Raw genomic sequence first — 15,729 nt, 5'->3', positions numbered from 1 at the left:
TGTACACAAAAGGCACAATTCCATTGCGGCAATGTTTCACAATTTTTTAATATATGCTGCGAACTGAAAGTTAGTCGCATCGGCGCACCGGCCACAATCCTTCACCTCACTTCTATCACTTCAATTATCACTTTCTTATTGCTAAAGGGTTTGTCGGGTTCAATTTTAGAGTCGTACAGGTGGCCAATGCGGCAGCCAATTTCGTCGCGGGTGTGGTAGGCGTAGATGCTCTTTAGCTGGTGGTAATATTCGGCCTTTTCGATGCGCCTGAATGTGAGGCGATAGATGATGTCTTTGCGGTGTTTCATGTGTGGATTCCGTGATGGTTATGCGACTAACACGGTTTTGTGTTATTGGGGGTGCTTATATTATAAGTACAAAAATAATGTTTTTATCTTTGTTATGAACACAACATAATCATTAAATTTTTCACACAATCCACACCTTATGTTATTAAAGGGGAAAATTCTGCAAGCGCTGAAAACCAGATACAAGCACCTGGGGTTTGGCGAAAAAACTTTTGACGCTGTTGCCACCATGCTGGAAACCACGGTAACAGACGAAAGCGAAATTGACACCGCAACCGGAGGGGTAGAGGCGCTGCTCAAGGCTTTTCAGGGCGATGCCGACAAGCGGGTAACCGAGGCCATTGCCAAACAAAAAGGAGCCAGAGAGGGCAACGAAAACGGCTTTACAAGGCCCGACAATGATGATGTGCCTGCCTGGGCGCAGGGGTTGATGGAGGCCAACAGGGCGCTTATAGACAAAGTAAGCGCGCTGGAAAACGGCAAAACCACTGAGTTGCGGAGGGCAACACTTGAGACGCTGCTGAAAGACACGCCGGAGTCGTTCAGACAAATGAAACTGCGCGATTTTGGGCGGATGAATTTCAGAGACGAAAGCGAGTTTGAAACCTTTAAAACTGAACTGGAAGCAGGGCTGGAAGAGGTGAAACCGCTGTTTGGCGACCAAGGGTTGGGTAAGATTCCACAGCCTATACCCGGCCGCACCACCAGAAACGGGGTGTCGGTTGATACGCAGGCTTACATTGATGCCAGAAAAGCCGAAAAAGAAGGCAAAGGGCCAACGCCCGGCAAGCCGGTTTTAGGTGTGGCGCCAGCTGAGGCAGGCAGTGTTGCGGGTATGGGCAAGCAGGTTTTTCATTCTTAATTTCAAAATCTCATGATGCAAAACTTTCAAGAGAGCGACCTGGCCGATAAGCTGGCGTTCGCTACCAAACTGGAAGATATCAGCGGAGGTATTACCATTGCAGCTGCCGATTTTACCGACGGCACGGTTGTTCAGGCCGGGTCGGTGGTGGGCAAAGACAACAACGGTTTATACCACGTGCTGAAAACTGCCAAACTGCATACGGCTGCCGGTAATACGGCTACCAGTTATCTGGTGTTTAAGGGGCACGGCTTTAAACCCGGCGATTTCATTGCCGCCCTTACCGGTGCCAAAGCCTATGCAATTACAGGTATTGATACCTCAAATGCCGATTACGACACCCTTACCGTAGCTACTACCCTGGGTGTGGCTGTGGCGCAGTATGGGGGTGTTTTTCAGGCAGCGGCCGAGGCTACCACCAACACATCTGCCTTTAAAGTAACGCCATTTGCGGTTACAGGCCATGCCATTAAACTGAAAGCAGGCGAAACCAACGCGGTAGATGCCTGGCTGAGAGCTACGCTTTTTGAAGCCAACGCTCCGGTGGCCACTGCCCAGATGAAAGCGGCCCTGCCGCAGATTTTGTGGGTGTAATTATTGTATGGTTGTGAGGAATGGGAGGGGTTGGCTTTACGACTACACCTTTGGGTGAGGTGAAATCATTATACTAAACCCTCCCACGGACTTTACAACCTAAGTATTTTATTTTTTCATTCAAAATTGATTCAGTAAATGATAAAATCATTGATAAACGGACTGAGCGAGAAGGATATGCAGGCAGTGGCCAATGAATATGCCCTGACAGACTTTTACTTCCCGACGCTTTTTCCGCTCAAATTCGTCACCTCTCTGAAGTGGGAGTCGCTGGAAGGAGAGTTCGGTGCACCGGTGGCGGGTGACGTGATTTCGTGGGATACACGCGCGCCTCGTAAAAGACGTGAGGTGGTTTCTAAACTGAGCGGCAGTATCCCGAAAATCGGGGTGGCTCGTGAAAAAACCGAATCGCAGATGAACGAGTACAACACGCTGAAACGCTACGAAGACGATGCCGCCAAAAAAGAATTGTTGAACTGGATTTGGGAAGACCAGCTCTTTGTGTTCAATGGGGTAAATGCGCGGCTGGAATGGCTGGCGTTACGGGCGGCATCCACAGGCAAAGTGGTGTTGACCAATACCAATAACGACGGGCTGGTAACAGAAGCCAATGTTGATTTCCTGATTCCGGCCGTTAACAAGTCGGGCGTGTCGGTGAGCATCACGGTGGCCAATGCCGAAACATCAAAGCCTATCACCAAAATAAGAGACGTAGTGAAGGCCGCCAGAGCCAAAGGCAAAAAGCTGAACTACATTTTTACAGACCAGGATATGATTGATGCCATTCTGGTATCGGCCGAAACCATTGCCTTTGTGGCTCCGTGGGCTAATCAGACGCCTGCACCTACACAGGTTACGCTGCTTTCAACCTTAAACATGGCTTTGAAAGCGCAGGGGCTACCGGTGATTGGTCTGGTAGAAAGTTTCATCGACATCGAAATTAAAGGCGTTCGCACACAGGTGAATCCCTGGGAAGCGGGAGTGCTGCTGTTCTCTGAAACCCCTGTGCTGGGCAACACTGCCCATACGCGCCTGGCAGATGAAGATGTGGAAAGCTCAACTGCTTTGAAAATCAAACGTGAACACGTGCTGATTAAACGCTTTGCCAGCGAAGAACCACTGGTTGAAACCTGCCTGGGTATTGCCAATGCGTTTCCGGTGCTGAACAGCGCCAGCGCTAAATGGCTGGTAGATGGTTTGAACCCTGCGTGGTCTAAATAAACGATATGCCGATGCTAGTTGCGGACTACATAAGAAGTAAGCTCGGGAGGTTTGGGTTCATCATTGACCACAATGAGATTGAAGCCCTGCTGCTGAAAAACGGCATAGCCTCAGATGAAACGTATACGCTGGATAGTGTAGATAGAACCGAGCAGGCGTTGTATGGTTTTATTCCCGAATTGCTGGTGGTCTCGTCGGTCTCTGAAGGGGGCTATAGCATCAGCTACGACAAGGAAGGCATTCAGGATTATTACGCATTGCTGTGCCATAACCTGGGGCGCGAAAACAAAGTGCAGAAAGCAGCACAACCAAAAATTAAAAACAAATCTGATTTGTGGTGATGTCAATCCAGTATCCATACGTATTACACAGGCTCCATGTGCCGGTGGCTACACAAGATGCCCGGGGCAATTTTGTGACCGACGAACCCGCCTGGATAGTAGTGAGCGCCTGCCGTAACGAAGCAGGCAGGCAAAGGAAGTTCAGCAAGGAAGATGGCACATATCTACAGGCCACACACCTGATACACTGCCCGAAGGGTGTACCGCCTTTGCAGGCCGGCGAGCGCGTAAGGGTGTTGGAGGCTGACGGCACCATCAGGTTGGAGGGCGAGGTGATTTTTGCAAGTAAAGACCGTTTTCATACAAGATTATGGCTCTGAAATCCACTTTCAGCCATGCCGACATCAGGAAGGAACTGGAGGCGGGCATTAAACAGGTAAAGGAGGCGTTTCTGCAGATATTGAAGCAGGCGGGTGAGGAGAGTGTGCAGATAGCGCGCGCCAATGCCCACACAATTGATGCCTCGGGCAGGCTGGCGGCTTCTATTGGCTACGTGATAGTGGCAGACGGGATGGTGGTAGCCAAAGATTTTTTGCCTATGCCCGATGCGCCTGCCAGCGCCCCTGATGGCACAGAGGCCGAACCACCGGTGAACGAAGCACAACAAGGCGAAAGCCTGGCTTATGAACTGGCGGCCCAATATGGCAAGGGCTATGCGCTGATTGTGGTTTCGGGGTCGGAATATGCGGTGCAGGCCGAGTCGATGTCGAAAGACGTACTGACCGGCGCTGAAATGTATGTAGGTAAAACGGTGACGGATGCGCTTGAAAAGCTCAGGAAAGGGAAAGTTTAATCGTCAGAAAAATGAGAACAACAGCCGATCAGGACAACATATTGTATGACTTAATCAGTAGCTCGCCGCTCAGAACCTTTATCAGAGGTGGCGTTTACAAGGGCGAACGCCCGCTGGACTCGCCCGGCGAAGACGTGGTGATCAGCAGTATGTTGGTAGGAGACGGAACCCTGCAGGCAGGCGTGGCCAACGTAAATATTTATGTACCCAAGGTTTACCAGAACATTAACGGCAAAAAGCAGACACTGAAAGATACCAAAAGGGTAGACGAGGTGCTGGCAGTAGCGCGAGGGGTGTTGAGAGAGGCTTATGGGAGCTATTATTCACTTTGGACATCTCGGCAGGGAGATTACGATGAGCCTGAGATGAAACAAACCAGGCTTCATTTCAGAATTGAATTCAGATTAATGGATACAAATTAAAAATTAACAAATAAAATGGCAGATTTAATAACAATTGGCTTAGCCAAAATAGAAGTAGCTCCTCTGGGAACTGACGGAGCAATGGGCAGTCCGCTGGCAACTATCGGACACACTGCAGAAGGTAGCTGCACCATTGAAACAGCAGACCCGGAGCTGACAGATTTTTTTATAGAAGAGCAGGATGAACCCATCCATACGGCAGCTAAAATGGCTGTAACAACCATTACTTTCCAACTGGCGGCACCCGATTTAGTACAATGCCAGGCTGTTTTTGGAGGTAATATAACCGGAACAGGTTCGGCCGCAGTCTGGAACTACCCGTCAAGTCTGGAAAAAATTGAAAAATCGGTGAAGATTACGCCTAAAGAGGGAATTGTATTTAAAATTCCGAGAGCCAAAATTACTGCCAAGTTTACGGGTCAGTTTGGTCGTTCTGAAACTCTGAAAGTTGAAGTGGTGATTACTGTTCTGAAACCTGCAGGTAATGCAGCACCAATGATTTTGTCTTTGGCAGCTAATGAAGGTGAAGAAGAAGATTGATTTTGATTGACAAAGCTACACCTCACCCACTAAATCTCCCTCTCCCTAAATGAGAGGGAGACTTTAAAACCCCTCTCCTCCAAGGAGAGGGGCAGGGGTGAGGTGTTTTTACCATAAAACTCACCCAATTATGTTTGAAAACCTGAATTTTGACCCACATAGAGCAGAAATGAACGAAGCCGATGTGCTGATAAACCGCGGTGTGCAGTTTACGGTGCCTAAGCGCAGCATTTTAAGATATTTTTCGAAGCAGAAGCAGCGTACATTTTCTATTGAACAGCCTTACCTGGGTACGCTCGATACCCTGAGCCATTTGTTTCTGAGCATTGAGTTTAATGAAGAAATGCTGTCGGAAAACGCATTGGCTGAGGCCAAACGTATAACGGCCGAGTCGGCTAAGAAATGTGCTATGGCCGTGGCGGTTTCAGTGCTGAATTCGAAATGGAAGATACGATTGTTTGCCGGTTTGCTGGCTAATTATTTTCTGTGGCACATACAGCCATCTAAGCTAATTCAGTTGACGATATACATTAACCAGATTAATAACCTGGGGGATTTTATCAGCTCTATCAGATTGATGTCCGCGACCCGGACGACAGCTCCTCATCGGATAGAGACAGCCGCACCAGCGGACTGAACAGTCCGTTTGGCTCACGAGGAGCTATCTGCAGCCATTTTCACTGGCCTTATGAGTATCTGGTTTGGGGTATTCGCTGGGGTATCGTGCAACGCATGCTGGCCGACGCACCGCAGTATAACTATGATACCGACGACAAAGGCAAGCCCAAAAACCTGAAACACGCCAAAAAACTAACCAACAAAAACGCCCAGGAAATGATGGATTATTTTAATAGTCTGAATGGGGGTGGGTAGAAAAAGCCGCGGGAGCGGCTTTTTTGGTTCTATTCAATGCCGTTCTGGGAAAGGTGTGTACCTCGTATGGATGGATATTTAGGCGAGCAGAGTTTATGGAATAAATGTATAATATTAAAGGTGTTACTTTAAATAAGTAGTGCCGTTAAATAATATTTTTAGTATTTCTAGGATTATTTTAATATATCGCAATTTGATTAAAAAAAGCTTTAAATAATAACTTATATATTCCTTAAAACATTTATTGTAGAATTTATGACAATTGATACTTCTATAATCAGAATTGGAGACCTAAATGATGAATTAGCAACTTATTTTAAAGATAAGATTGACTTTACGAAATATGAACTCGGTATTTTGAGAAATAGTATCAAACATTATCTAGATAAATTACGAGATGATTTATGGTTGTACATTGAGTATCCGTATACTGACAGAGTTTTTAGAGATAGTTATTATCATTATTTTTCTTCAAAATCTACTGAATATCATAGACATTGTATAAGGATTGCTTTATTTGGAGATGAAATTAGTGAATTGGATTTTAGAACGGCCTCAACTAATAAAGTACAGGACATTTATTTAGGTTTTTTCGTGATTAGACCTCTTTTAGCACCAATAGGAAGAAATGTTATTTCTCCTAAAGCATTAAAGGTGGTAAATTTTTCATGTTGTACAACTAAATTTTCTACCTTAATTAATGGTAAGAAATTGGAGGTTTTAGGATTCCCTCACTTATCTCAGGATTCTGAAACACATAGTTGCGCAGAAAGTACTATCTGGGCTACAATGGAATATTTTAGTCATAGATACCCGGAGTACCGTCCAGTTTTACCTTCTGAAATTATAGGCACGCTAAAGAAAATATCATACGAGCGCCAAATTCCTTCAAATGGATTAAGTCTTGAGCACATTTCATTTGCTCTTAAAGAATATGGTTTTGGAACTAAGATTTATACTCGCAACGAATATAGTGAAAGCGATTTACGAATGATTTTGAGCACGTATATTGAAAGTGGTATCCCTGTAACAATTGGGATTCAATCTAAAACTATAGGTCATGCGATTATTGCAATTGGTCGTGAAAATATTAATAGTGCGATGATAAACGGCATCAGTCAAACTCCTTTGTCTGATAGTCTTAATATCTTTGATTTTAGTACTACAAATAAGCAACTCGTATTTTTTGATGATAATTTCGGGCCGTACCAAAAAGCACACCCAAAGAAGCCAACAGAACATTATCAAAGTGACGAATGGAAAGAATGTCGTATCTTCTGCTTTGTAGCACCTCTTCATCCAAAGATATATCTTGAAGCATACGCCGTTAAGAAAGCTATTTATAGTATTCTAAAAAATTATAGTTCAAAACTTGAAATTTCAGACGGTAACCTAATAAGGTATTTTCTGACCTCTAGTAGATCATATAAGAATAGTGTTTCAAGTAACTCTACGTATTCTGATAATCTTAAAGAAATTATTTTAAGTATAGCATTGCCAAAATTTATTTGGATTTGTGAGCTGTCTACTAAGGACTCATACATTAATGATAAATGTCATGGACTTATACTGATAGATGCTACAGAACCTAATGCAATAGATACAAAACCAATTATATTCTTTCTTTATAATGATAAATTTATTAATTTTGCACCCAAGTTTAGTGAGAGTGAGGATATAATTTTATACTATTTAAGTAAAGTAGAGTGTTTTTCACCATACAAAAATAACTTAAATACCTATAATTAGACTCATATCAACTCTTTAAATATTATTACAATGACTAATAAATTTCGCGAAACAATAGAAAAAATTAGCAAAGAAAAGAATCCAACGCCTTTGAATTCAGAGGAGGATTTTAAAGCTAGAAGACAAGTTAGCGAGGATATGGCACAAGCAAAACGTGAGTATGCAGTAAAGAGTTTTAATTCTCAAGTGTCTGCATCAAAAGTAATTTTGAACTCGCGATAATTAATTGTCTTAGAAAAATGGAGAGAGCATAGAATAGCTAAATTCTATGCTCTTTTTTTTTGCTACTTCAATCTGGCAGGTTTTAGTTTAAGCAAATGCTTTCAATTTTTGTTTTGAACCAAAAAATGGCTTAATTTTGCTTTACTTCAAGGTCCTGCCGAGAAGTGCCGTAGAATGGGCAATCCTGTGTAGGGGTTGCTCATTTGATTTTTGTAAGGGTTCAGAGTATATATTTGCGTTGAAAAAATATTATTATGATTAAACTGTTTGACGAAAAAGAGCGGTTCAATTTTGATTTTGCTAAGAATCAGCATAATAGCTATGATTTTTATAATGATACATCAAAAGAAGAATTTGTTGAAGTTAGAGAAAAGCTAGAAGATTGGTTTTCTCGATATCCGGATAGTGCAAAAAAGCAATTAAGGAGAGATATGCAAAATCAGTTTGATTCAGCTTTTTTTGAATTATTTATTCACGAGCTGTTTTATCAACAGGGTTTTTCTTTAACTGTTCATCCTGCCTTGCCAGGTTCTTCAAAGAATCCTGATTTTCTCGCAAAGAAAGGGGATGTTGAATTGTATTTAGAGGCAAAAACTGTATTTGACGAATCTACTGAAGAACAAACATTAAAAAATAAACAGAATGCGATTTTTGACGCAATAAACGAAGTTAAATCGGATTATTTGGGTGTATGCGTTAACACAGTTGATTTTTTGACTAAAAATCAACCTAAACTTAGTCATATTAAAGATTTTTTTAAAAAGCAAATTGACGAAAAAATGAATAAATGGCAAGGCACTGACGTAGATTGGAATTATTTTGATGATGAAATATTGTATGAAACAAAGCATATTAGAATTGAAGCTGAAATTATAAGGTCTAGTGTTAAATTAAACAATACAATGTTTGGTTATCCACCTAATGCATTTGTTGGGGGTTGTGAAGAATCAATTCGTAAAGCAATAAAAGAAAAGGCATATAAATACGGTGATGTTGATAAACCATTTATTATTTGTATAAATTCTTTAAGCAGTAAATTTACTCGTACCGAAGATGTTTATAAAGCTTTATTTGGATGCAATAGGAATGTTCTTTATGAAAATTTAGAGAATCTAAATCAGGAATTTAAAACAAGTTGTGATGGCTTGTTTGATTTAACTTCAAAGTTTTCCTGTGGTAGCATTTCAGGGGTATTTATTACAACGGTAAATCTTGGAAATTTTCATGTGGCCAGACATTGGTTAGTTAAGCATCCTCATACTAAAAATGAGTTTGATATGAATAATCTTGAACTTGACTACATACATGTAAACAATGATAGAATTGAAGAGGTAAAGCGTGGGTCTATTGGAGATTTGTAGCCGGTTCCGACAGAGTCTCCCGCGTGTGTTGGGATGAGCATGAGCAAGGGGACTCTGTCGCTGTGGCCTTTGGGTTTGGGATTGTTTTTTAAAGTTTTTAGGTGGTTCCGACGGAGTCTCCCGCGTGTGTTGGTATGAGCATAAGGAAGGGGACTCTGTCGCTATGGCCTTTGGGTTGGGGATTGCTTTTTAAAGTTAGTCATTTTCTTCTTTATGAATTTCTAGTCATTGGCCGCAGCAGAGTCCCCTTGCTTAACGTGGGCTTAGGCGCAATCTCTACTTTTTATTCCCCAAAGCGGAGATATTTCCTTCATCATAGTAGGCATGGAATATATGTTCTCAACTGCTTTAATTTTAGGCCTTTGCGACAGAGTCCCCTTGCTTATTTCCGGCCTGGGCTTTCGGGAGACTCTGTCGGGACAATTTTTTTCTATTTGCTATGACAGATATTGTTTTTTTGAAAGGCCTCAGCGACAGAGTCCCCTTGCCAAGCTTTGGCATTCGCACACGGGAGACTCCGTCGGGACAATTTTTTTTTCTATTTGTTATGGCATTTATTGTTTTTTTGAAAGGCCACTGCGACAGAGTCCCCTTGCTAGGCTTTGGCATTCGCACACGGGAGACTCCGTCGGGACAATTTTTTTTTCTATTTGTTATGGCATTTATTGTTTTTTTGAAAGGCCACTGCGACAGAGTCCCCTTGCTTGGTTCCGGCCGGGCTTACGGGAGACTCTGTCGGGACAATTTTTTTTTTGCTAGGAAAGTTATTGTTTTTTTGAAAGGCCACTGCGACAGAGTCCCCTTGCTAGGCTTTGGCATTCGCACACGGGAGACTCTGTCGCTATGGCCTTTGGGTTGGGGATTGCTTTTTAAAGTTTTTACGGTTAGCCAATTTCTTCTTTAGGATATCCCGGACCGAAGCAGAGTCCCTTTGCTTAAAGTGGGCTTAGGCGCACGGGGACGCACAGTCGGGAGACACTGCTGAGACAGCCAAGGTTTTTGTATAGTTATAAGGTTCTTGTTGTGAAAAGCTGGTTCCGACAGAGTCTCCCGCGTGTGTTGGTATGAGCATAAGCAAGGGGACTCTGTCGTTGTGGCCTTTGGGTTGGGGATTGCTTTTTAAAGTTTTAAGGTGGTTCCGACGGAGTCTCCCGCGTGTGTTGGGATTAACATAAGCAAGGAGACTCTGTCGTTGGTACTATCTAAACACTAAATATCCAGATAGTGAGTCAGTTCTACTTTCGCATCTTTCTCGTTCAAATTATAAAATCTGGCAGATGAATAAGCATAAGCCAGATAATCTGCTGCCAGATTCCACTTACCACTTAATGGGTTTTTATGTATGTAATTTAGCTTTTGCATTATAAAATCTTCATTAAAACATTCTTTGGCATCGTAAGACTCATTGAATACCTGATGTAGCTTTCCTTTTTTTACTTCTCTGGCTTTTACTGCATTTTGGAGCCTTTCCAGTAATTCTGAATTATTAGCTTGTTCTAGCCGCTTGACAATTTCATAGGCCATAAATCTTTTTGCGTTACTGATAACTTTGTAGAGTTCAGGAGCATCTTTGGGTAAGTAAATCATGCAATGCAGGTGATTTGGCATAAAAACATAACCCAACGTCCGGATGTTCTGCCGATTCAGTAGGTTAAGCCATTGATAGAGGTTATCATATAACTGAGTGATTTCAAAAAGAGGTATCCAGTTGTAACAGGTGAATGTCACGAAATAAACCGCTTCTTTTTGATTTTGTCTTACTCTTACAGCCATGGGTGTCAGCAGTTATTGTTTATTTGAAAGGCCTCCGCGACAGAGTCCCCTTGCTTAGTTCCGGCCGGGCTTACGGGAGACTCTGTCGGGATAATTATTTTTTTGCTATGACAGTTATTGTTTATTTGAAAGGCCTCCGCGACAGAGTCCCCTTGCTTAGTTCCGGCCGGGCTTACGGGAGACTCTGTCGGGACAATTTTTTTGTTATTTGCTATGGCAGTTATTGTTTTTTTGAAAGGCCTGTGCGACAGAGTCCCCTTGCTTATTTCCGGCCTGGCTTACGGGAGACTCTGTCGGGACATTTTTTTTCTATTTGTTATGGCATTTATTGTTTTTTTGAAAGGCCTCTGCGACAGAGTCCCCTTGCTTAGTTCCGGCATGGCTTACGGGAGACTCTGTCGGGACAATTATTTTGTTATTTGCTATGACAGTTATTGTTTTTTTGAAATGCCTCTGCGACAGAGTCCCCTTGCCAGGCTTTGGCATTCGCACACGGGAGACTCCGTCGGGACATTTTTTTTGTTATTTGCTATGGCAGTTATCGTTTTTTTGAGAGGCCTGTGCGACAGAGTCCCCTTGCCAGGCTTTGGCATTTGCACTCCGGAGACTCTGTCGGGACAATTTTTTTTTCTATTTGCTATGACAGTTATTGTTTATTTGAAAGGCCACTGCGACAGAGTCCCCTTGCCAGGCTTTGGCATTCGCACACGGGAGACTCTGTCGGGACAATTTTTTTGTTATTTTTTCTATTTGTTGTGACAGTTTCCGCGACAGAGTCCCCTTGCTAGGCTTTGGCATTCGCACACGGGAGACTCTGTCGGGACAATAAACTATCAGCCGGTAGCTTTCAATCCAGCACTAATTACCTGCTTCGTACACCGGGTCGTTGATGAGCGTCAGCTGGAAGTATTGTTTGTTAGGGGCTGAGTAAAAGAAGAGTTCTTCTTCGGCGCAAAATTCAACCAGCGCCTCATAGTTTAGTAGCGTAAATGACGTATAAAATACATGCAGCATGTCGGCGTCATGGTTAATGCCTTCAAAATGGTTCAGGAAACTGTTGGCACTTAGCTTGTCTAGCACGTTATCTACCTGTTGGGCTGTCATCTTTGCTTGGTTTAATAGCTGCAAAGATAGCCATAATAAATAAACCAAAGTAGTAATCAATATTTTTAGCGCAGTAGCCAGGGGTTGGCCGTGTCAATCAACCTTTGGTAGTGCTGTTGCTGGTTTTGCGTTGGCTTGCTTGCGGGGGGTAGTTTAGGCCATACAATGGGTAGTGGTAAAATATAAAAGACCATCGCCCCGGCAGGGATGATGGTCTCAACGATAAGCCTTTCAAGATGGCGCGTTTGCATCTGTTGAAATGTATGTTTTGGCCAGACTTTCAGCCTATTGTTTTCAGCAGGTGCGACACTCATCAGGATAAAGTACCTGTTGGGTCCAGTTTCAGCAAAGTTGTTGCGTTGATTCTGGCGGCAACTTCAATTTTCTGAAATGACGGTCTTGCCCAGGCTTTTTTTGCTTTAAGTTGGTTGGCAAATTGTCCCAGCCCTTTTTTTGAATTTGTTGTCATGTTACGGTTATTTTTAAAGATTTTTGAAAGATTCATACTTTGCCGGCATTTCAGAAAACAGTTTTCAACTGGCGCAACACTTATCAGGATACCGCACCTGTTGGGTCCAGTTTCAGTAAAGATGCTGCTTTTATGCTGAAGGCTACTTCAATTTTTTGAATTCCGGGCTTCACCCAAGTTTTTTTTGAACCTACACGGCTCGCAATGGCCGAAGTCGATTCCTTTTCTGATTGTCTGATCATCTGGCAATTTCATTAATAGATTAATAAGGTATACTCATTCTTTTTTCTGAATCCAGTGCCTGTTCGGAGGGTTTGTTCCATTAGCAGGCATAATAATTACGAGTGAATAGGGGTAGCTGAATTAAGCCCCAGCAAGCTGGCTACATTAATTTGGGTTGCTACTTCAATTTTTAGAATAGATGGCTTTATCCACATTTTTTTTGCTTCGGGTTGGTTGGCAATGGTTGGCATTGGGTGGTTGTTTGCTTTGTTTTTCATGTACAGTTTTGTTTTGCGTTTATAATAGGTTGAAATGTAAGACAAGCAGACGCATCAAGGCGTGCCTGTGGTTGAATATACTTTTAGATTTAAAAGGCAGATGGATGTATCAAGAACCAAACGGCTCGGCCGCTTTCATTAACCGGGTAAAAACTGAGGTATTCAACTCAATTTTTTCTATTGCCGGGGTAGCCCATCGTTTTTTGGTGGTTTGGGTGTGTTTTTTCACAACAGAATGGTTGGTTTTGATAGGCGGTGTTTGCATTGTGGTTATCTAAGTATTTGAAACAAAAATAAGATATTCATTAGTTTTAACAAAAAATAGTACAGATTTTATTTGTTAAAATGCCCTTTCTGAGCTTGGGTGGCATTGCTGTCTGCCGGGCAGTTTACAGGCAAATACCCGGTTATACGGTTTTTAGCAAGTGCTGCCGCCTGTAAACCCGGGTATTTTTTAAAACTGCTATCTGGTAAAACCGGTTATCATTTCAGGAAGATGGCCCTGACGGCGTATGCCCCGGGCCAGGGCCGGGCTGCAATAGCCACAGGCTTCTGAAGGCAACTTCAATTTTCTCGAACCTGGGTGTGGACCATTTCTTTTTTAAAACGGCCTCAGGTTTTTCAGTACAGCGTGTTTGATCATTTAATTGCTCGTTTTTTAACATAAAATTGCTGGTTTAATTGTGTAATTAAAAGGGTATTGAAAGGGCTTAAAATTGGTAACGAATATTCATACAGGCACAACCAAACAACCGGCAACACGCATAGGCATGGTTAACTGACGGCTGGCTCTAGCAGATTATACTGGTGTATTAATTAAGAGACTCAATAGAAAGAAAAAACAGAAGCGCACTAATCTACAGCATCGTTAGGGCATTTCGATTTGTCAGATTTTAATCGTTGCAGTTGACTGATTGAAATGCCTTACCAAAGGTATTGGTTTTAGTATAAAATAAAAAATATTTTCGCATTAACTTTTTTATAATGAGGTGTTTAAGTGCTATTGCCCGATAATGCTTCCCTAATGAATATACGCAAACCCGTTACCGATAAAATGTGTTGAGGCAGCAATCGCTGCGCTCACGGCAGGTTTTATACGGAGGCAGATAATGGAAGAAGGGGCGTATATCCGGCAGATGCCATATAGGCATCAGTAAAAGCCATTTAATAAAATAATAACCAGGTGCAGATTAAAATGTAACAATATTTGATATATTTTTTTGCTACTTAAAAAAAATGCTATAAATTTGAGACTTATAGTCACAGCAAAAGTTGTTTTGGATAGGGGCTGCTCTTTGAGTAGCTCTTTATTTTTTTATATACCCCCACAAATGCCGGGCTCTTCCGGCACCTGATTCGCGCCTGGTTTTGTTGGTTTTATCTGTCTTTTGGCGGAAAGCCATTTCAAAAACCCTTAATTTTTTGCAGTTCGGCGATGATTTCAGTTCATTCAACTATTTTTTTCCGTCAGCGTGTGTTTACAAGCTAACTTGCATCAAAAGTCACAGCAAAAGTTATTTTAGATAGGGACTGCTCTTTGAGCAGTCTTTATTTTTTCAGGCAGGTCTCAATCATCAATAAAGTGTCTCGTCTTCAACACCTGCGGTAATGCACCCGGTTCAGCTTTATCAGTTGGGCGGTGCATCTTACATTTTTCTTAATTTTATGTTTCTATACCAAACAGTGCTGCCCCAGTCTTGCAGGCCAATGCGGCCGCTGTAGTTACCTTTGCCTATGGGGGCTTTAGCCAGGCCGCTTTTTGCAATCTTCTCTTTCCATTCGGGGCTGTTCAGGTCGTGTTCCTGCACGGTAAAGCCATTTTGCAAAACGGTAAGTTTCCCTTTGCGCATTATAAAATGAATGCTGTTCCATTCGCCTTGCGGGTTGCTTTCGCGCAGGCGGGCGTTGGCCACACCAAAGAAATCGCTGGCACGATGGGTGTTTTCCGGCGAGCCCTCATAAATCTTGTCGTCAATTACCTGAAGTTCAAGGCCGGTGTCGTGCATGTTTTTGTATTGAGGGGCTTCTTTCACAAAAAAGAAAAGGCCGCTGTTGGCAAATTTGCTTACTTTCCATTCTGCTTTCAGTTCAAAATCGCCGGTTATTTCTTCGTCAATCACAATATCGCCGCCGTTTTTGGCCTTGTTTCCGGCGCGCTCGGGTACGTTCAGTTTAATGGCGCCCTGGTCAATTACCCAGGCAGAGCCTGGCTGCCCGCCACCATAGGCGTGCCAGCCTTTCAGGTCGCGGCCGTTAAAGAGCAGTTTCCAGCCGGCTTTTTTTTCTTCGGGGCTAAGGGTGGTTTGTGCAACGGAGTGCAGCGTAAGGCCGCACAGAAGAGTAATCAGTGTTAAATGTTTCATTGTGGTATAAGGTTGAAGTCCGAAACAAATATAGCTTTTTTTATGAATGCAGCCTGAAACGTTTTTTGCCAATGAGGTCGCCACACCCGCTAAGCCGGATGATGTGGGCGCGTTCTGAAAAAAATTTAGGTTGTTTTGGTAGTTTTGGCCTGAAAAATGAATAAATTTATAGAATAATTACGTGTTTTTTGTTGAAAGCCGTAGTTTTGTGCTGTAAAAATAAATTGCTAATTG

The 15,729-nt window shown here is 42.7% G+C and carries 21 protein-coding genes; 13 read left to right on the top strand and 8 right to left on the bottom strand.

Features of this window, described 5'->3' with window-relative positions:
- Positions 1–101: 101 nt before the first annotated feature.
- Positions 102–308, bottom strand: coding sequence for a hypothetical protein (locus tag NZ848_RS04055; RefSeq protein ID WP_253524156.1), 207 nt, complete (start codon positions 306–308; stop codon positions 102–104).
- Positions 309–447: 139 nt separating this feature from the next.
- Between NZ848_RS04055 and NZ848_RS04050 the strand changes: the two genes are divergently transcribed.
- From NZ848_RS04050 to NZ848_RS03990, 13 genes are all read left to right on the top strand, one after another.
- Positions 448–1,170 carry a hypothetical protein gene (locus tag NZ848_RS04050; protein ID WP_259014458.1) on the top strand — a complete coding sequence of 241 codons (723 nt, stop codon included), beginning with the start codon at positions 448–450 and terminating at the stop codon, positions 1,168–1,170.
- A 12-nt stretch (positions 1,171–1,182) separates the two neighbouring features.
- A complete protein-coding gene (locus NZ848_RS04045) occupies positions 1,183–1,764 on the top strand; it encodes a hypothetical protein (RefSeq protein WP_259014457.1) in 582 nt (193 codons plus the stop codon).
- Between the two features lie 138 nt (positions 1,765–1,902).
- Complete coding sequence (locus NZ848_RS04040; RefSeq protein WP_259014456.1) at positions 1,903–2,985, top strand: major capsid protein; 1,083 nt, start codon at positions 1,903–1,905, stop codon at positions 2,983–2,985.
- A gap of 11 nt (positions 2,986–2,996) precedes the next feature.
- The gene (locus tag NZ848_RS04035) at positions 2,997–3,326 is read left to right on the top strand and encodes a DUF6706 family protein (RefSeq protein WP_253524128.1); all 330 of its coding nucleotides are present in this window, start codon (positions 2,997–2,999) and stop codon (positions 3,324–3,326) included.
- A complete protein-coding gene (locus NZ848_RS04030; RefSeq protein WP_259014455.1) occupies positions 3,326–3,646 on the top strand; it encodes a hypothetical protein in 321 nt (106 codons plus the stop codon). The genes NZ848_RS04035 and NZ848_RS04030 overlap by 1 nt, the downstream gene beginning before the upstream one ends.
- On the top strand, positions 3,637–4,119 hold the full coding sequence (locus tag NZ848_RS04025) for a hypothetical protein (RefSeq protein WP_259014454.1): 483 nt from the start codon (positions 3,637–3,639) through the stop codon (positions 4,117–4,119). The genes NZ848_RS04030 and NZ848_RS04025 overlap by 10 nt, the downstream gene beginning before the upstream one ends.
- An 11-nt stretch (positions 4,120–4,130) precedes the next feature.
- Positions 4,131–4,541, top strand: coding sequence for a hypothetical protein (locus NZ848_RS04020; RefSeq protein WP_253524119.1), 411 nt, complete (start codon positions 4,131–4,133; stop codon positions 4,539–4,541).
- 15 nt (positions 4,542–4,556) lie between these two features.
- Positions 4,557–5,081: a hypothetical protein gene (locus tag NZ848_RS04015; protein WP_259014453.1), complete on the top strand. Its 525-nt coding sequence runs from the start codon at positions 4,557–4,559 to the stop codon at positions 5,079–5,081.
- Positions 5,082–5,211: 130 nt separating this feature from the next.
- A complete protein-coding gene (locus NZ848_RS04010; protein ID WP_259014452.1) occupies positions 5,212–5,718 on the top strand; it encodes a hypothetical protein in 507 nt (168 codons plus the stop codon).
- A gap of 86 nt (positions 5,719–5,804) precedes the next feature.
- Complete coding sequence (locus tag NZ848_RS04005; protein ID WP_259014451.1) at positions 5,805–5,954, top strand: hypothetical protein; 150 nt, start codon at positions 5,805–5,807, stop codon at positions 5,952–5,954.
- A gap of 255 nt (positions 5,955–6,209) precedes the next feature.
- The gene (locus NZ848_RS04000) at positions 6,210–7,703 is read left to right on the top strand and encodes a hypothetical protein (protein ID WP_101726509.1); all 1,494 of its coding nucleotides are present in this window, start codon (positions 6,210–6,212) and stop codon (positions 7,701–7,703) included.
- A gap of 30 nt (positions 7,704–7,733) precedes the next feature.
- Entirely contained in the window at positions 7,734–7,925 is a 192-nt protein-coding gene (locus NZ848_RS03995; RefSeq protein ID WP_101726510.1) for a hypothetical protein, read from the top strand.
- Positions 7,926–8,179: 254 nt separating this feature from the next.
- A complete protein-coding gene (locus NZ848_RS03990; RefSeq protein ID WP_259014450.1) occupies positions 8,180–9,286 on the top strand; it encodes a hypothetical protein in 1,107 nt (368 codons plus the stop codon).
- 1,209 nt (positions 9,287–10,495) lie between these two features.
- On the opposite strand, the gene NZ848_RS03985 is transcribed toward NZ848_RS03990, so the two are convergent.
- The 7 genes from NZ848_RS03985 to NZ848_RS03955 all read right to left on the bottom strand — a co-directional run bounded on the left by NZ848_RS03985 (position 10,496) and on the right by NZ848_RS03955 (position 15,495).
- Positions 10,496–11,059: a transposase gene (locus NZ848_RS03985; RefSeq protein ID WP_259014449.1), complete on the bottom strand. Its 564-nt coding sequence runs from the start codon at positions 11,057–11,059 to the stop codon at positions 10,496–10,498.
- An 858-nt stretch (positions 11,060–11,917) separates the two neighbouring features.
- On the bottom strand, positions 11,918–12,163 hold the full coding sequence (locus NZ848_RS03980; RefSeq protein ID WP_253524067.1) for a hypothetical protein: 246 nt from the start codon (positions 12,161–12,163) through the stop codon (positions 11,918–11,920).
- A 65-nt stretch (positions 12,164–12,228) separates the two neighbouring features.
- Entirely contained in the window at positions 12,229–12,414 is a 186-nt protein-coding gene (locus NZ848_RS03975) for a hypothetical protein (protein ID WP_259014448.1), read from the bottom strand.
- A 62-nt stretch (positions 12,415–12,476) separates the two neighbouring features.
- On the bottom strand, positions 12,477–12,632 hold the full coding sequence (locus tag NZ848_RS03970; RefSeq protein WP_259014447.1) for a hypothetical protein: 156 nt from the start codon (positions 12,630–12,632) through the stop codon (positions 12,477–12,479).
- A 338-nt stretch (positions 12,633–12,970) separates the two neighbouring features.
- Positions 12,971–13,132 (bottom strand): hypothetical protein, encoded by a 162-nt coding sequence (locus NZ848_RS03965; protein ID WP_259014445.1) that lies wholly within the window; start codon positions 13,130–13,132, stop codon positions 12,971–12,973.
- 109 nt (positions 13,133–13,241) lie between these two features.
- On the bottom strand, positions 13,242–13,397 hold the full coding sequence (locus NZ848_RS03960) for a hypothetical protein (RefSeq protein WP_253524058.1): 156 nt from the start codon (positions 13,395–13,397) through the stop codon (positions 13,242–13,244).
- Positions 13,398–14,778: 1,381 nt separating this feature from the next.
- Positions 14,779–15,495, bottom strand: coding sequence for a 3-keto-disaccharide hydrolase (locus tag NZ848_RS03955; RefSeq protein ID WP_259014444.1), 717 nt, complete (start codon positions 15,493–15,495; stop codon positions 14,779–14,781).
- Positions 15,496–15,729: the final 234 nt, after the last annotated feature.

Origin of the sequence: Emticicia fluvialis, from assembly GCF_024793945.1 — a bacterium.
Classification (GTDB): domain Bacteria; phylum Bacteroidota; class Bacteroidia; order Cytophagales; family Spirosomataceae; genus Emticicia; species Emticicia fluvialis.
The sequence above is the reverse complement of the archived record's forward strand: the minus strand, read 5'-3'. Positions and strand labels throughout refer to the sequence as shown.

What these genes read in the sequence shown, in the direction of transcription:
- NZ848_RS04055 (WP_253524156.1), bottom strand. Translation starts at nt 308, where the DNA reads ATGAAACACCGCAAAGACATCATCTATCGCCTCACATTCAGGCGCATC.
- NZ848_RS04050 (WP_259014458.1), top strand. Translation starts at nt 448, where the DNA reads ATGTTATTAAAGGGGAAAATTCTGCAAGCGCTGAAAACCAGATACAAG.
- NZ848_RS04045 (WP_259014457.1), top strand. Translation starts at nt 1,183, where the DNA reads ATGATGCAAAACTTTCAAGAGAGCGACCTGGCCGATAAGCTGGCGTTC.
- NZ848_RS04040 (WP_259014456.1), top strand. Translation starts at nt 1,903, where the DNA reads ATGATAAAATCATTGATAAACGGACTGAGCGAGAAGGATATGCAGGCA.
- NZ848_RS04035 (WP_253524128.1), top strand. Translation starts at nt 2,997, where the DNA reads ATGCTAGTTGCGGACTACATAAGAAGTAAGCTCGGGAGGTTTGGGTTC.
- NZ848_RS04030 (WP_259014455.1), top strand. Translation starts at nt 3,326, where the DNA reads ATGTCAATCCAGTATCCATACGTATTACACAGGCTCCATGTGCCGGTG.
- NZ848_RS04025 (WP_259014454.1), top strand. Translation starts at nt 3,637, where the DNA reads ATGGCTCTGAAATCCACTTTCAGCCATGCCGACATCAGGAAGGAACTG.
- NZ848_RS04020 (WP_253524119.1), top strand. Translation starts at nt 4,131, where the DNA reads ATGAGAACAACAGCCGATCAGGACAACATATTGTATGACTTAATCAGT.
- NZ848_RS04015 (WP_259014453.1), top strand. Translation starts at nt 4,557, where the DNA reads ATGGCAGATTTAATAACAATTGGCTTAGCCAAAATAGAAGTAGCTCCT.
- NZ848_RS04010 (WP_259014452.1), top strand. Translation starts at nt 5,212, where the DNA reads ATGTTTGAAAACCTGAATTTTGACCCACATAGAGCAGAAATGAACGAA.
- NZ848_RS04000 (WP_101726509.1), top strand. Translation starts at nt 6,210, where the DNA reads ATGACAATTGATACTTCTATAATCAGAATTGGAGACCTAAATGATGAA.
- NZ848_RS03995 (WP_101726510.1), top strand. Translation starts at nt 7,734, where the DNA reads ATGACTAATAAATTTCGCGAAACAATAGAAAAAATTAGCAAAGAAAAG.
- NZ848_RS03990 (WP_259014450.1), top strand. Translation starts at nt 8,180, where the DNA reads ATGATTAAACTGTTTGACGAAAAAGAGCGGTTCAATTTTGATTTTGCT.
- NZ848_RS03985 (WP_259014449.1), bottom strand. Translation starts at nt 11,059, where the DNA reads ATGGCTGTAAGAGTAAGACAAAATCAAAAAGAAGCGGTTTATTTCGTG.
- NZ848_RS03980 (WP_253524067.1), bottom strand. Translation starts at nt 12,163, where the DNA reads ATGACAGCCCAACAGGTAGATAACGTGCTAGACAAGCTAAGTGCCAAC.
- NZ848_RS03975 (WP_259014448.1), bottom strand. Translation starts at nt 12,414, where the DNA reads ATGCAAACGCGCCATCTTGAAAGGCTTATCGTTGAGACCATCATCCCT.
- NZ848_RS03970 (WP_259014447.1), bottom strand. Translation starts at nt 12,632, where the DNA reads ATGACAACAAATTCAAAAAAAGGGCTGGGACAATTTGCCAACCAACTT.
- NZ848_RS03965 (WP_259014445.1), bottom strand. Translation starts at nt 13,132, where the DNA reads ATGAAAAACAAAGCAAACAACCACCCAATGCCAACCATTGCCAACCAA.
- NZ848_RS03960 (WP_253524058.1), bottom strand. Translation starts at nt 13,397, where the DNA reads ATGCAAACACCGCCTATCAAAACCAACCATTCTGTTGTGAAAAAACAC.
- NZ848_RS03955 (WP_259014444.1), bottom strand. Translation starts at nt 15,495, where the DNA reads ATGAAACATTTAACACTGATTACTCTTCTGTGCGGCCTTACGCTGCAC.